General features: G+C 67.4%; 11 protein-coding genes, 3 tRNA genes and 1 pseudogene. 13 read left to right on the top strand and 2 right to left on the bottom strand.

The window, feature by feature from the left end:
* Positions 1-40: 40 nt before the first annotated feature.
* Genes murA through HD592_RS07985 form a run of 3 tightly spaced genes read left to right on the top strand, consistent with a single transcriptional unit; the run spans position 41 to position 3,122 of the window.
* On the top strand, positions 41-1,366 hold the full coding sequence (murA, locus tag HD592_RS07995; protein WP_184453164.1) for a UDP-N-acetylglucosamine 1-carboxyvinyltransferase: 1,326 nt from the start codon (positions 41-43) through the stop codon (positions 1,364-1,366).
* A complete protein-coding gene (locus tag HD592_RS07990; RefSeq protein ID WP_184453162.1) occupies positions 1,363-2,310 on the top strand; it encodes a diacylglycerol/lipid kinase family protein in 948 nt (315 codons plus the stop codon). The genes murA and HD592_RS07990 overlap by 4 nt, the downstream gene beginning before the upstream one ends.
* 23 nt (positions 2,311-2,333) lie before the next feature.
* Positions 2,334-3,122, top strand: a complete 789-nt coding sequence (locus HD592_RS07985; RefSeq protein WP_184453160.1) for a lysophospholipid acyltransferase family protein — start codon at positions 2,334-2,336, stop codon at positions 3,120-3,122.
* A 41-nt stretch (positions 3,123-3,163) separates the two neighbouring features.
* On the opposite strand, the gene HD592_RS07980 is transcribed toward HD592_RS07985, so the two are convergent.
* Complete coding sequence (locus HD592_RS07980; RefSeq protein ID WP_184453158.1) at positions 3,164-3,835, bottom strand: AMIN-like domain-containing (lipo)protein; 672 nt, start codon at positions 3,833-3,835, stop codon at positions 3,164-3,166.
* 51 nt (positions 3,836-3,886) lie between these two features.
* Between HD592_RS07980 and HD592_RS07975 the strand changes: the two genes are divergently transcribed.
* The 8 genes from HD592_RS07975 (at position 3,887) to HD592_RS07940 (ending at position 12,162) form a co-directional block, all read left to right on the top strand.
* Positions 3,887-4,918 carry an NAD(P)H-dependent glycerol-3-phosphate dehydrogenase gene (locus HD592_RS07975; protein ID WP_184453156.1) on the top strand — a complete coding sequence of 344 codons (1,032 nt, stop codon included), beginning with the start codon at positions 3,887-3,889 and terminating at the stop codon, positions 4,916-4,918.
* A gap of 60 nt (positions 4,919-4,978) precedes the next feature.
* Positions 4,979-6,112 carry a D-alanine--D-alanine ligase family protein gene (locus tag HD592_RS07970; protein ID WP_184453154.1) on the top strand — a complete coding sequence of 378 codons (1,134 nt, stop codon included), beginning with the start codon at positions 4,979-4,981 and terminating at the stop codon, positions 6,110-6,112.
* A gap of 60 nt (positions 6,113-6,172) precedes the next feature.
* Positions 6,173-7,090 (top strand): ATP-grasp domain-containing protein, encoded by a 918-nt coding sequence (locus tag HD592_RS07965; protein ID WP_184453152.1) that lies wholly within the window; start codon positions 6,173-6,175, stop codon positions 7,088-7,090.
* 43 nt (positions 7,091-7,133) lie between these two features.
* The gene (locus HD592_RS07960; protein WP_184453150.1) at positions 7,134-7,487 is read left to right on the top strand and encodes a metallopeptidase family protein; all 354 of its coding nucleotides are present in this window, start codon (positions 7,134-7,136) and stop codon (positions 7,485-7,487) included.
* A 121-nt stretch (positions 7,488-7,608) separates the two neighbouring features.
* Positions 7,609-7,681, top strand: a tRNA-His gene (locus HD592_RS07955).
* Positions 7,682-7,778: 97 nt separating this feature from the next.
* Positions 7,779-10,175 carry an ATP-binding cassette domain-containing protein gene (locus tag HD592_RS07950; RefSeq protein WP_246430003.1) on the top strand — a complete coding sequence of 799 codons (2,397 nt, stop codon included), beginning with the start codon at positions 7,779-7,781 and terminating at the stop codon, positions 10,173-10,175.
* 132 nt (positions 10,176-10,307) lie between these two features.
* Positions 10,308-11,129, top strand: a complete 822-nt coding sequence (locus HD592_RS07945; RefSeq protein WP_184453146.1) for a formate/nitrite transporter family protein — start codon at positions 10,308-10,310, stop codon at positions 11,127-11,129.
* Between the two features lie 49 nt (positions 11,130-11,178).
* A complete protein-coding gene (locus HD592_RS07940) occupies positions 11,179-12,162 on the top strand; it encodes a potassium channel beta subunit family protein (protein ID WP_221437856.1) in 984 nt (327 codons plus the stop codon).
* 161 nt (positions 12,163-12,323) lie between these two features.
* On the opposite strand, the gene HD592_RS07935 is transcribed toward HD592_RS07940, so the two are convergent.
* A tRNA-Pro gene (locus HD592_RS07935) sits at positions 12,324-12,400 on the bottom strand.
* A 103-nt stretch (positions 12,401-12,503) separates the two neighbouring features.
* Between HD592_RS07935 and HD592_RS07930 the strand changes: the two genes are divergently transcribed.
* Both HD592_RS07930 and HD592_RS12640 read left to right on the top strand, forming a co-directional pair.
* Positions 12,504-12,577 (top strand) — tRNA-Gly (locus HD592_RS07930).
* Positions 12,578-12,781: 204 nt separating this feature from the next.
* Positions 12,782-13,874 (top strand): annotated as a pseudogene (locus HD592_RS12640) (IS1249 family transposase).
* Positions 13,875-13,998: the final 124 nt, after the last annotated feature.

The raw sequence follows: 13,998 nt of genomic DNA, 5'->3' as shown, positions 1-13,998 counted from the left end.
TTCGCGTCCAGCGCGACAGTCGACCGAGGAGACACACCCTATGCACTCCGTGCTTCGAGTCGAAGGCGGTCATCCGCTTCAGGGAACCATCACGGTGAGGGGCGCGAAGAACTTCGTGCCGAAGGCCATGGTCGCCTCGCTGCTGGGCGACGGGCCCTCGCAGCTGTCGAACGTCCCCCTGATCCGGGACGTCGACGTCGTCTCCGACCTGCTGTCCCTGCACGGCGTCGCGGTCGAGTTCGACCAGCGGACCGGCGTCATGTCCTTGGACCCGAGGAACGTGACGGTCGCATCGCGCACGGACATCGATTCCCTCGGCGGGGCCTCGAGGATCCCGATCCTCTTCTGCGGTCCGCTCCTGCACCAGATCGGCGAGGCCTTCATCCCCGAACTCGGAGGATGCAACATCGGCGGCCGTCCGATCGACTTCCACCTCGACACCCTGCGCCGCTTCGGTGCGGTCGTCGACAAGCGGAGCGACGGCATCCACATCACGAAGCCGCTTGAAGGTCTTCACGGCGCCGTCATCGATCTGCCCTTCCCCTCCGTCGGGGCGACCGAGCAGACCCTGCTCACCGCCGTCATGGCCGAGGGCGTCACCACCTTGAAGGGCGCGGCGGTCGAACCCGAGATCATGGACCTCATCAACGTGCTCCAGAAGATGGGCGCGATCATCTCGGTGAACACGGATCGGACGATCCGGATCGAGGGGGTCCCCGTCCTTCACGGCTATCGCCACACGGCCCTCCCCGACAGGATCGAAGCGGCCTCGTGGGGGGCCGCGGCCCTGGCGACCGGCGGGGACATCCGGGTCCTGGGGGCCCATCAGCCCGATATGACGACCTTCCTCAACACCTTCCGGAAGGTCGGCGGCGCCTTCGACATCGAGGACGACGGCATCCGCTTCTACCACCCGGGCGGTGAACTCAGTTCGATCGCCCTCGAAACCGCGGTGCATCCCGGTTTCATGACGGACTGGCAGCAGCCGCTCGTCGTGGCGCTCACCCAGGCGCAGGGCCTGTCGATCGTGCATGAGACCGTGTACGAGAACCGCTTCGGCTTCACGAAGGCGCTGCGGAAGATGGGGGCGAACATCCAGGTGTACCGCGAATGCCTCGGCGGGACCCCCTGCCGCTTCGGCGAGAGGAACTTCTTCCACTCGGCCGCCATCTCCGGGCCGACTCCGCTTCGCGCCGCCGACATCGAAGTCCCCGATCTTCGGGGCGGCTTCTCGCACCTCATCGCCGCCCTGGCCGCGGAGGGCACGTCGACAGTGTCCGGTATCGACGTCATCTCGCGCGGCTACGAGCACTTCACCACGAAACTCCACCAGCTCGACGCCCGGGTCGAGTACGTCGACGCATGACCTCCGCGCCCGCGGCGCGCAAGGGCGCGCGTTCGATCCACCTGTTCGTCTCCTCGATGTCGGCGGGCGGGCGCTCCGTGTCGGTCGGGCCCTCGGTCGTGCGCGCGCTTCGCGCGGGCGGCTGGCGCGTGTCGGTCACGCTGACGACGCAGTCCGACGATCCTTCGGCGCTCGCGGGGCAAGCGCGGGCCGATGTCATCGCAGGCCTCGGCGGGGACGGCTTCATCTCCGCGATCGCGCGCGGCTGCCACGAGTCCGCCTCCCTGTTCGCCCCGATCCCGGGCGGGAGGGGCAATGACCTGTGCCGGGCTCTGGGCATCGGTGCGGATCCCCTCGCCAGGGCCAGGTCCTTGGCGGAATTGGGCTTGTCGACCGACGAGACGGATCTCCTGATCGCGCAGCGCACGAAGCCGCTCGACGGCATGTGGGTGAGGGAAAAAGGCGCCGAAGGGCGCACCCTGGTCCTCGGGGTCGTGTCCATGGGCATCGATGCGAGGGCGAATGTCCTGGCCAACGAGTCCTTCTTGACGAGCGGGCCCCTGGCCTACGGCTACGGAGCCTTCGCGGCGCTCGCCTCTTTCAGGCCCGTGCCGGTCAAGGCCCGCATCGACGGCGAGGACCGGGATCTCACCGGCTGGCTCGCGTCGATCTCCAACTCGGGCCGGATCGGCGGCGGCATCCACCTGGTCCCTCAGTCCGATCTTCACGACGGGCTCATGGAGGTCTGCCACGTCGGGACGGTTCCCCTGCGCACCGTCGTCTCCGCCCTCGTCACCGTCGTGGCGGGGCGTTCGCGCGGCCACGAGGAGATCGCCGTGGAGACCGCCGACACCGTCGAGGTGCTCGAGCCGGTCGGCCTGGTCGCCATGGCCGACGGCGATCGTGTCGCCGAGGTGCCCTTCACGACGACGCGTGCGCCGCACGTCGTTGACGTCCTCCTCTGAAGGCGCGGCTAGACTCCGAAACCATGAGCTCCTCATTGCACGGCATGTACCGCTTCGCGCGCGCGGTCCTGCGCCCGATCATGACGCCGTGGGTGCGCATCGAGGCCACGGGGGAGGAGAACATCCCCGAACGCGGTCCGGCCATCCTGGTGTTCAACCACCTGTCCGAGGTGGACCCCCTGTGCGTGTGCTGGTTCTTCATGAAGAGGGATCTGCCGGTGCGCTTCCTCGCGAAGAAGTCGCTGTTCGAAGTGCCGGTCTTCGGCTCCATCATCTCGGCGATGGGACTGATCCCCGTCGACCGCGAGGGCGATGCCGCGCGCTCCTTGGACGCGGCGAAGGAGGCGCTCGCCCGCGGGGAGGTCATCGTCATCATGCCCGAGGGCACGCTCACCCAGGAGCCGGACATGTGGCCCATGTCCTTCAAGACCGGCGCCGCGCGGCTCGCCCTGGACACGGGGGCGCCGATCGTGCCCGTCGCCCAGTGGGGCCCGCAGGACATCATGGACCGTTACGAGCCCGGCATCGATCTGCGTCCGGGCCGCCGGGTGCGGTACGCCTTCCGTCCGGCCCTCGATCTTTCGGACCTGAGGACGCAGGCCGGATCGCAGGATCGCGAGGCGGTTGCGCAGGCCGTGTCGCGCATGCACCGTGAGGTGACCACCGGTGTGGAGGGGCTTCGCGGGCTTCCGGCTCCTGAAACGATCTGGCGGGCGGGCACTCGGACCGGCCCCTGGTGGGAGGCCGAGCTCAAGGAGCGCGCCCGCAAGGAGAAGAAGGCGGCCCGCAGGGGGCGCCGTCGCGGCGAGTGACGGCGCCTCGGCGACGTTGAAGGGGTCTTGCTCCTCGACACCTATTTCTTGATGTCGATGACCATCCGCACCGGATCGTCCAAGAAACCGACTTGGAATTCGCGCGCCCGGTCCATGCCGATGACGATGTGCGTGGTGTCTTCGAAGGTGCCGTCTTCGCGCACTTCGAGGGGGCCGATCGCAAGGGTGTCGGGGCCCGTGTATTCGAGGCCTGCGAGTTCGGCGCCGATGGGCATGGACGTGCCGTTCACCATGAATTCGAGGAATGCCGAGCCTGCGACGCCGAGCGCCTGCCCTCGGCCCTGTTCGACGGGGGTGTCCGGCCAGTTCTGGAAATAGCCGGGGCGTCCTTCGCCGCTGAATTCGACGACGACCCGGTAGAAGGCGGGGTGCTCGCCGCCGCGCAGATCGGTGAAGACCATGGGGGCGTCGGTCGTCCGGGGGGCGAGCGGATCGAGGGCGTTCACCCAGGCGTCACCGTTGATGGGGGTCAGGGGAGCGGCGTCCTTCGCTCCCGAGGTCTCCGCGCCCGACGGGGAGGCTGCGGACTGCCCGCTGTCGGTGCTCCGGGGAGCGTCCTTGCCCTTCGGGGCGGATTGGGCGCTCGAGGGGGCGGGGGCGTCGGGGGCGTCCGCCCCGGAGCCCGTGCACGCCGCGAGGAGCCCGAGGGGGACGAGGGCGAGAAGCGCTGCGCTGCGCCGGAGGTGGAACATCTCGGACTCCTTGTGGGGTGGATCTCATCGCTTACGAGTAGGCTCTCACACATGAGTGCTGAACGTTCCTTCTCACGCGCGGCAGTCCTGGGAACGGGGGCCTGGGGAACGACTTTCGCCCAGGTCCTCGCCGATGCGCGCGTTCGCGTGCATATGTGGGGCCGCAAGGAGACGATCTGCGACTTCATCAACTCCGGTGAGAATCCGACCTACCTGCCCGGGATCGAACTGTCGGACGTGATCTGCGCGTCGACGTCCTTGCGGGAGGCGGTCGAAGGCGCTGATCTCGTCGTCGTCGCCGTTCCGGTGCGGGCGATCCGCTCGACTCTTGGGGCCTGTCGGGACTTCATCGACGAGGGCGCGGTCATCTTGTCGCTGGCGAAGGGGTTGGAGTTCGAGACGCGGCTGAGGGTCGATGAGATCATCGCGGATGCCGCCGGAGTGGATCCCGCGCGGATCGCGGTCCTGTCGGGGCCGAACCTGTCGCGCGAGATCGCCGAGCACAATCCGACTGCGACGGTGGTCGCGTCGAAGGACCCGGAGCTCGCGGTCGCTATCGCGAAGGCCTGCCGGACGGACTACTTCCGCCCCTACGTCTCGGCGGATGTCGTGGGATGCGAGCTGGCGGGCGCCACGAAGAACGTCATCGCGGTCGCGATCGGCGCGGCGGAGGGCATGGGTCTGGGGCACAACACGCGTGCGACCCTCGTGACGCGCGGTTTGGCCGAGATGACGCGCCTGGGCACGGCGATGGGGGCCGATCCGGAGACCTTCGCGGGATTGGCCGGCATCGGCGACCTCATGGCCACCTGCTCCTCGCGCCTGTCGCGCAACTTCTCCTTCGGGCACAGGGTGGGCTCGGGGATGAGCGTCGCCGAGGCGCTCTCCCTTTCACCGGGCGTCGTCGAGGGCGCTCATTCGGCTGAACCGATCCTCCAGGTCGCCGGGGAGCTCGGCGTGGAGATGCCGATCACCGGTGCGGTGGTCTCCGTGATCCGCGACGGCGCGACGATCGAGGAGATGGGGCGGATGCTCCTGGACAGGCCGCAGAAGAGGGACGGGTGGAGGATCGACCTGGTCTGAGGGCGGGCGCGCGGGGCGCGAGGCCCGGCCGGGGCGCCCGAGGGGTCTACTCTTTTCCCCATGACATCGACTTCCACGCGCCGCGTCCTCATCGTCTTCGGTGGCCGTTCGAGCGAGCACGAGGTTTCGTGCGCGACGACGGCGGGGATCCTGAAGGCCATTGATCGAAGCAAATGGGATGTCGTTCCCGTGGGCATCACGCGCGACGGCGAATGGGTCCGCGTCGCGGATGATCCCTCCGCTCTCGAATTCCGCGATGGTCACGGCCAGTCGGTGACGGCGGGCGATTCGCGCGTCATCCTCGCCTCCGGCGGGGCTCTGTTCAACGTCTCCTACGAGGGCGATCCCGCTTCCGGTGAGGCGAGTGTCCGCGAGGTGGAGGATCTGGGGAGGGTCGACGTCGTCCTGCCGCTGCTGCACGGCCCCTACGGCGAGGACGGGACGATCCAGGGCCTCTTCGAGATGGCGAATGTGCCCTATGTCGGTTGCGGCGTGACCGCGAGCGCGATCTCCATGGACAAGCACCTCACGAAGACGGTCCTCGCGGCCGCGGGCATCGATGTGGGCTCGTGGGAGCTCGTGACCCGTGTGGAGTGGGAGGAGGATCCCACGGCGGTGACCGAGCGGATCGGCGCCCTCGGCTACCCGGTGTTCGTCAAGCCGTGCCGCGCGGGTTCGTCGATCGGCATTTCCAAGGTCGAGGACGAGGCCGAACTCGCGGTCGCGATGAAGGAGGCGCAGAATCACGATCCCCGTGTGATCGTCGAGGCGATGCTTCCGGGCCGCGAGATCGAGTGCGGCGTCCTCGGGTCCTCGTCGTCGCATCCCCGGACAGCGCCTCTCGGGGAGATCGAGCTCCCCGAGGGCGAGTTCTACGACTACGAGCTCAAGTACGTCGACACCGAGGCGATCGGCCTGGTGTGCCCCGCCAGGGTGCGGCCCGAGCACGAGGCGCTGATCCGGGAGACGGCCGCGAGGGCCTTCGAGGCTCTGGAGTGCGAGGGCCTGGCCAGAGTCGACTTCTTCTACGACGAGGATTCGTCCCGGATCATCATCAACGAGGTCAACACCCTGCCGGGCTTCACGCCGGTTTCAATGTTCCCGCAGATGTGGGGCGCAGCGGGCCTCGACTACACGAGGCTCATCGACGTGCTCCTTGAAGAAGCGCTGCTGCGGCCGCCCGGTCTTCGCTGAACGCTTCCGGGCATGGGCCGGAGGGCCCATGCCCGCCCTGATCGCGGTATCGTGTTCCTCATGACGATGAAGCCGAAGGTCACCCTCGTAACCTCATCCGCAATGCCGCACCTGTACCGCGGTGAGGAGGGGATTCTCGATGCGCTCGCCGAGCGCGGCTGCGATCCGCAGATCAAGGTCTGGAACGACCCGGAGGTCGATTGGGCGCAGGCCGGGATGGTGGTCGTGCGTTCCGTGTCCGATTACCCGCTCCAGCGCGACGCCTTCCTCGAATGGTCGAAGCGGGTCCCCAGGATCTTGAACCACCCCGATATCCTCGAATGGAATTCGCACAAGACCTACTTGCGCTCCCTCGCCAAGCGCGGGCTGCCGACGATTCCGACGATCTGGCTGGAGCCGGAGCAGAAGCTCTCGAAGCATCAGATCCACACGCGCTTCCCCGCATCGGGCGAGTTCATCGTCAAGCCCGCGGTCTCCTCCGGCGTGCGCGACATCGGCCGCTACACGACCGTGTCGACCCAGCAGCGCCAGGCCGCGATCACCCAGGTGAGGAACCTCCTCGATGAGGGGCGCGCGGTCATGCTCCAGCGCTACGTCGAGGAGATCGACACTCACGGCGAGATCTCCCTCGTGTTCTTCAACGGCCTCGTCTCCCATGCCGTCGAGAAGCGGGCGGTCCTCCACCCGGCGTCGGTGACCGAGGCGACCATGCATGAAGCGGTCGTCACGGCAGAGCCCGCCGATACGGTCGCCTGGCAGTGGGGGGAGAAGATCCGACAGGTCCTCCACGCCTACGTGCGCGAGCGCCTCGGCCGCGATGAGCAGTTCCTCTTCAACAGGGTCGACATCGTCCCCGACGGCAGGGGCTCCTTCCTCGTCATGGAGGTGTCCTTGGTGGATGCGGATCTCTACCTCGGCGCGACCCCGGATGCGCTCGGCAACTTCGCCGACGCGATCGCGGTGCGCGCGCACTGGTGATCCGCTCCGCGTGTGCGGGCCTTCGAAGGACGGGTGAGGCGCGATGAGCGTTGAGATGAGCCGCGAGGCCTTCGAGGAGCTCGTCGCCGACGCCCTCGATGAGATCCCCGAGGAGTTCTGGGCGCGTCTCGACAACGTCGTCTTCATCGTCGAGGACGAGCCCGGCGAGGACATGGAGCCCGATCTTCTCGGGCTCTACGACGGCGTCGCCCTGACCGAACGCGGCGACTACGCGGGCGTCCTGCCCGATCGGATCCTCATCTTCGTCAATCCGACCCTCGCGATCTGCGAGACCGAGGAGGAGGTCGCAGACGAGGTGAGGACCACCGTCTTCCACGAGGTCGCCCACTACTTCGGGATCGACGACGAGGAATTGCACGAACTCGGCTGGGCATGATCGCAAGGGCGCTCGCCCGCGCTCGGAAGGTGGCGCGCGCCACCGTCGGAAGCGCGCCGACGATTTTCTCCCGCGCCTGATCTTTGCTACAGTTCCCTTCGTTGCGCGACGCGCAATGATGGTGGCTGTAGTTCAGTTGGTAGAGCACCTGGTTGTGGTCCAGGACGTCGCGGGTTCGAGTCCCGTCAGCCACCCCGAGATCCCCGGAGCGATGAGCTTCGGGGTTTTCTCACCCTTTTCGCGCCATCCGCGCCGACGGCGCGGCCCCGCCCTCGTGCTTGAATGTTCCACATGACTGACACGGCCGGATCCGGCTTCATCCGCGTGCGCGGCGCCCGCGAGAACAACCTCAAGAGCGTCGACCTCGACATCCCCAAACACAGGCTCACCGTCTTCACCGGGGTGTCCGGCTCGGGTAAGTCCTCGCTCGTGCACGACACGATCGCGGCCGAAGCGACCCGTCAGCTCAACGCGACCCACACGGCCTTCATCCAGGGGATGCTCGACACACCGCCCAGCCCGGACGTCGACTCGCTCACGGGCATCACGGCGACGATCGAGCTCGACCAGGAGCCGATGGGCGCCAACCCGCGTTCGACCGTCGGGACGGCGACCGATGTCGATGCGATGCTCCGCGTCCTCTTCTCACGGGCCGCCGAGCCGAGGATCGGCGGGCCCAAGGCCTATTCCTTCAACGTCCCCTCGGTGTCGGGCGCGGGCGCGATCAAAGAGGTCAAGGGCGGACGCGAAGTCGTGAGCCGGGCGTCCTTCTCGATCACGGGAGGGATGTGCCCGAGGTGCGAGGGGCGCGGTTCCGTCTCCGATATCGACCTTGCGGCCCTGTACGACAAGACGCTGTCGATCAATGAGGGCGCGATCCTCATCCCGGGTTTCAAGGTCGGCGGCTGGTCGGTCCGTCAGTACGCGGAATCGGGCCTGTTCCCCGCGGATCAGCCGATCGCGGGCTTCACGAACCGCCAGCTCGAGGACCTCCTCTACGCCGAGGGAAAGAAGGTCCGCGTCGCCGAGATCAATATGACCTACATGGGACTGGTCCCCAGGGTCCGTCAGTCACTCCTGTCGAAGGACCCGGAGTCCTTGCAGCCGCACATGCGGGCCTTCGTCGATCGGCTCGCGACCTTCCAGACCTGCCCCGAATGCGCGGGGACCCGCCTGTCCGAGGGGGCGCGCACCTCGAGAATCGGGGGCCTGTCCATCGCGGACGCCTCGGCGATGCAGGTGAGCGACCTCGCGGCCTGGGTCGCTTCGCTCGACATCCCCGAGGCGGGCCCGCTCCTCGCGCGCCTCGGCACGGCCCTGGACGCGATGGTGACGATCGGGCTCGGATATCTCAGCCTCTCGCGCTCGACCGGGTCCCTGTCCGGCGGGGAATCCCAGCGCGTCCGGCTCGTCCGGCAGATGGGCTCGTCCCTGTCCGACCTCACCTACGTCTTCGACGAACCGACCACCGGCCTCCACCCCCATGACGTCGCGCGGATGAACACTCTGCTCAAGGGGCTGCGCGATCAGGGGAACACGGTCCTCATCATCGAGCACGACCCGGCCACCATCGCGATCGCGGACCACGTCGTCGACATGGGGCCGGGCGCGGGCGCTTCGGGCGGGCGGGTCGTCTACGAGGGCGATGTCGCGGGATTGGCGGCATCGGGGACGAAGACCGGCGCCCACCTCGCCGTGCCCGCACGCCTGAAAGGGGCTGCGGCGCTGCGCGAGCCCGGAGGCGCGCTGCGGATCGAGGGGGCGCGCACGCACAACCTGGACGGAGTCAGCGTCGATGTGCCCCTGGGGATGCTCGTCGCAGTCACCGGGGTCGCGGGCTCGGGCAAGTCCTCGCTCATCCCGGGCTCCCTTCCCAAGGGGGCTGATGCCACGGTCATCACCCAGGAGGCGATCAAGGGCTCGGCGCGCTCGAATGCGGCGACGTGGACGGGGATGCTCGAGCCGATCCGCAAGGCCTTCGCCAAGGCCCACGGTGTCAAGCCCGCCCTGTTCTCCGCGAATTCCGAGGGCGCGTGCCCGCAGTGCAAGGGCCTGGGCGTCATCACCACGGAGCTCGGTTTCATGGAGTCCGTGTCCGCAACCTGCGACGCCTGTCAGGGGCGCCGCTTCGACGCCGCGGTCCTCGAATACCGTCTCGGCGGCCTGTCGATCGCCGACGTCCTCGACCTCTCGGCCGCCCGGGCGGCCGAGTTCTTCGCGCGCAAGGAATCGAGGGTCGCTGCGGCCGCGAGGCTCGCCGAAGGCATCGCCGCGGTCGGTCTCGGGTACTTGGGGATCGGCCAGCCCCTGTCCACCTTGTCGGGAGGCGAGCGTCAGCGGCTCAAGCTCGCCGTCGCCCTCGGCTCCGATGCGCCGATCCTCGTTCTCGATGAGCCGACGACGGGCCTGCACCCTGCCGATGTCGACGCCCTCGTCGATGTCTTCGACCGGATCGTCGATGAGGGCCGCTCCGTGATCCTGGTCGAACACGATCCGGCCGTGATCGCCCGAGCCGATTGGGTGATCGACCTCGGTCCGGGAGCGGGGACGCAGGGCGGTCGGATCGTCTTCGAGGGCAGGCCCGCGGATCTCGCATCCTGCTCCCGTTCTCTGACGGGGCATCACCTGGCCCTCGCGCTCGAGGGCGCCGAGCTCCGCGATGGCGCCTTGGACGGTCCGGGCCGCTGAGGGGCCTGTGCCGCCGTCGTCCGCAGTCCCGCCCTCGTGAAGGGATGTTGACGAGGGCGCGCCCGGCCGTCCAGGACGTGAGGAAGACAACGCGAGTGGAGTGCGGCGGGGCGCATCGGTGAAGATTTCACCATGCTCACCATCAGCGAGAACCTCGACTATCAATCCGTCTACGCCGTGACCCGGACGGGCGGCGCGGCCAAGCCCTGGGCCTTCCTCGTGTCCTCGATGCTCGGCGGGGCCTTCATCGGCATCGCCGACGTGTTCATGATGGCGGCGGCGGGCCCCCTGAAGGCGGAGCACAGTCCCTGGGCGCCCCTCATCGGCGGCGCGGTCTTCGGGATCGGCCTGATCCTCTGCGTTTTCGCCGGGGGAGAGCTGGCGACGAGCGCGATGATGACCTTCACCATCGGCGCGGCGAAGAGGACGATCACCTGGGTCAAGGGCGCAGGCGTCCTCTTCGCGATGCTCGGCGGCAACCTGGTGGGCTCCGTCGTCTTCGCGGGCCTGGTCTTCGGCTCGGGCATTGCGAAGGAGGGGACCGGGGCCGGGCGGATGCTCGCCCTCATGATCGAGGGCAAGGGGCATTACGCCGCGGGGGAGCTGTTCTTCCGCGGGATCCTGTGCAACATCCTCGTGTGCCTGGCCATCTGGATCGTGACGCGCTCCTCGAGCGAGATGACGAAGATCATCGCGATGGCGTGGTGCCTGGCGGCCTTCGTCGGCTCGGGGTTCGAGCACGTCGTCGCGAACATGACGACCTTCTCCCTCGGGATCATGCACGGCGTCGAGGGCGCGACCCTGGGCGCTATGGCCCGTAACCTCGCGCTGGTCGGCGCGGGCAACATCGTCGGCGGGGCGCTTTTCGTCGCGGCCGCTTATCTGGCGATGCGGCCGACGGAGGACGCTGCGGCCGAGGCCCGTTCGCGGGCGGGCGTCGACGTCGCGCATTGATTCGCCTGGCCTGCTCGCCCCGGCGGGGCGAAGCAATTAGGATCGAAGCATGACAAATTCATTGTCGCCCATGCGCTACAAGCGACTCGGCACCGCCGGCCTCAAGGTCTCCCAGTTCGGCTTCGGCTCCTGGGTGACCTTCGGCCGCCAGGTCGACACCGGACTCGCCAAGGAGCAGATGGCCGCCGCCTTCGAGGCCGGCGTCAACTTCTTCGACAACGCCGAGGTCTACTCCGACGGCCAATCGGAGACGATCATGGGCCGGGCCATCCGCGACCTCGGCTGGAAGCGGCACGAGTACGTCATCTCGACGAAGCTCTTCTGGGGCATCCACGAGGGCGTCGTCAACATGAAGAACACGCTCAACCGCAAGTACCTCATGCAGGCGATCGATGCCTCGCTCGAACGGCTCGGCCTCGACTTCGTCGACCTCCTCTACTGCCACCGGCCCGACCCCGAGACCCCGATCGAGGAGACCGTGTACGCGATGAGCGACATCGTCGCCTCCGGCAAGGCCCTGTACTGGGGGACCTCGGAATGGAGCGCGGAGGAGATCCGGGCGGCTTGGGAGATCGCCGATAAGCGCAACCTCCGCAAGCCCGTCGTCGAGCAGCCCCAGTACAACCTCATCCATCGCGCCCGCGTCGAAGTCGAGTACGCTCGCCTCTACGAGGACCTCGGCATCGGCCTGACGACGTGGAGCCCGCTCGCCTCCGGCATCCTCACCGGCAAGTACGTCGACGGGATCCCCGAGGGCTCGCGCGCATCCCTCTCCGGCTACGGCTTCATCACCAAGCAGGCGAGCGATGCCGCGCTCATCGAGAAGGTTCGCGCCTTCGTCGCAATCGCGCGGGAGGCCGAGACGAGCCCCGCGAAGCTGGCGCTCGCCTGGACCGCGTCGAACCCGAAGGTGTCCTCCGTGATCCTCGGGGCCTCCTCGGTCGCCCAGCTCGAGGAGAACCTCGGCGCGCTCGAAGTCCTCGACCGCCTCACCCCGGAGCTCTGCGCCAGGATCGAGGGCGTCTTCGCCTGAGAAGCGCTGCCCGTCGGCCCCGCTTGAAAAGGCGGCCCCGCGTCTTCTGGGCACGTGATCGCGCGTCCGATTGGCTATAGAGATGGGCGCAGGGCCCCGTATTGAGGGAGGTGAAGAACGGCCTGATTGCAACTTTTCGTTGCAATCAGGCCGTTTTCTCGTGGTCGGGGTGACAGGATTTGAACCTGCGACATCCTGCTCCCAAAGCAGGCGCGCTACCAAGCTGCGCCACACCCCGGCATCGGGGTCGCCGACGAGGGAATCATACTGGTCAACGGACGTGGATTCGCAATCGGAACCGCTTGCCGCTACTATCGTTCCTGCGCGCTTTCGAGTGCGACGCGGACGTAGCTCAATGGTAGAGCCTCTGCCTTCCAAGCAGATCACGCGGGTTCGATTCCCGTCGTCCGCTCCATTTGCACGTCACTCTGGATACAAAGATTCTCGGGTTTTCCGGGACGTATCCGGAGTGGCGTTTTTGCTGTTCTGGTGCGGTTTTCGGTGTGTTGGAACCGTGCGTGCGGGGGTTAAAGGACAAAACGTGTTGGTTTGATGGGGCTTTTCGGCTGTGTGGTGCGGGAAAGTCGGTGTTGAAGTTGGGTGTTTCATCGTGTGAGGGGTGAACACTCCGAAATGCCCGTCGTGTGGGCGCGTCATGACCCGTCACGGCCATTCCTCCTCGGGAGCTCAACGGTGGCGGTGCAGGCCGTGCAACATCAGCCAGGTCGGCCGGATCGACGCCTCAGCGAAGCACCTCGAAGAGTTTGTGGCGTGGCTGCTCAGTGGTCGGCGTCAGGCGGACATGCCTGGTGGTGGCAGGTCGTTTCGCCGCCGATCCAGGGAGTTGTGGGAAGTGTGGCCCTTGGCGCCGCTCATCGATGAGGTCCATGAGGTCGTGTTCGTCGACGGGATTTACTTGGGCCGTAAAGCGGTCGTGTTGATCGCCTGCAGTGAGGAGCACGTGCTGGGCAGGTCATGTGGCGCGCAGTGAGAACTCTCGGGCGTGGGCGGCTCTCATGGAGAGGATCGCGCCGCCGGGGCTGGTGGTCACCGATGGGGGCAGCGGGTTCGAGAAGGCGCGCAAGAACGTCTGGCCGCAGACGCGGGTGCAGCGGTGCACCTTCCATGTGTTCGGCAGATCACGCGGGCGACGACGACCCGCCCGAAGCTTGCCGCGTCCAAGGAGCTGTACGCCCTGGGCAAGCGGCTCATTCGTATCTGCGATCTGGGGCAAGCTGAGGCATGGGTGAGCGAGTATCAGGCGTGGTGCGTGCGCTGGGAGGCGTTCCTCGCCGAGAAGACCCCCACGCCTGGCGGTGGGTGGGAGTACACGCACGCCCGCCTCGTCAAGGCCCGTAACGGCTTGAACCGACTTGCTAGTCGGGGTGTGCTCTTCACGTTCGTGGATCCAACCTGGGGGCGGGCGATGCCGGCGATGAACAACCGGATCGAAGGGGCCACGAACGCGCCCTTGCGTCAGGTGCTGCGCGATCACCGGGGCATGCGGTTGAGTCGGCGGATCAAGGCGGTTTTCTGGTGGTGCTACATGCACACCGAGCATCCCCTTGCCAGCGGCTCAGATCCTCAAAACCATGCCAACCGACGCCCAGATCGAAGACGCCTGGCACCAGGCCTCACGCGAGCACGCCGCCAACGGTGCCATCCCCCGATGGGGCGACGCCATCGCCTCCCGACGCTGCTCATCAGTGTAAACAACCTTCATCACAGTCTCCTAAAAATCTCCAAGAAACTGTCCGGACCCCCTTTCGTCCTATAACCCGAAAGCCTCGATAGCCGTTCTTTCGGCTGGGGGTTATCAAACCGGGTGGCTCGCCG

The sequence above is a fragment of the Schaalia hyovaginalis genome, from assembly GCF_014208035.1.
Classification (GTDB): Bacteria; Actinomycetota; Actinomycetes; order Actinomycetales; family Actinomycetaceae; genus Pauljensenia; species Pauljensenia hyovaginalis.
This window is presented reverse-complemented; position numbering and strand designations above follow the sequence as displayed.

Coding starts and splice junctions, on each gene's coding strand:
- murA (WP_184453164.1), top strand. CDS start 41: ATGCACTCCGTGCTTCGAGTCGAAGGCGGTCATCCGCTTCAGGGAACC.
- HD592_RS07990 (WP_184453162.1), top strand. CDS start 1,363: ATGACCTCCGCGCCCGCGGCGCGCAAGGGCGCGCGTTCGATCCACCTG.
- HD592_RS07985 (WP_184453160.1), top strand. CDS start 2,334: ATGAGCTCCTCATTGCACGGCATGTACCGCTTCGCGCGCGCGGTCCTG.
- HD592_RS07980 (WP_184453158.1), bottom strand. CDS start 3,835: ATGTTCCACCTCCGGCGCAGCGCAGCGCTTCTCGCCCTCGTCCCCCTC.
- HD592_RS07975 (WP_184453156.1), top strand. CDS start 3,887: ATGAGTGCTGAACGTTCCTTCTCACGCGCGGCAGTCCTGGGAACGGGG.
- HD592_RS07970 (WP_184453154.1), top strand. CDS start 4,979: ATGACATCGACTTCCACGCGCCGCGTCCTCATCGTCTTCGGTGGCCGT.
- HD592_RS07965 (WP_184453152.1), top strand. CDS start 6,173: ATGACGATGAAGCCGAAGGTCACCCTCGTAACCTCATCCGCAATGCCG.
- HD592_RS07960 (WP_184453150.1), top strand. CDS start 7,134: ATGAGCGTTGAGATGAGCCGCGAGGCCTTCGAGGAGCTCGTCGCCGAC.
- HD592_RS07950 (WP_246430003.1), top strand. CDS start 7,779: ATGACTGACACGGCCGGATCCGGCTTCATCCGCGTGCGCGGCGCCCGC.
- HD592_RS07945 (WP_184453146.1), top strand. CDS start 10,308: ATGCTCACCATCAGCGAGAACCTCGACTATCAATCCGTCTACGCCGTG.
- HD592_RS07940 (WP_221437856.1), top strand. CDS start 11,179: ATGACAAATTCATTGTCGCCCATGCGCTACAAGCGACTCGGCACCGCC.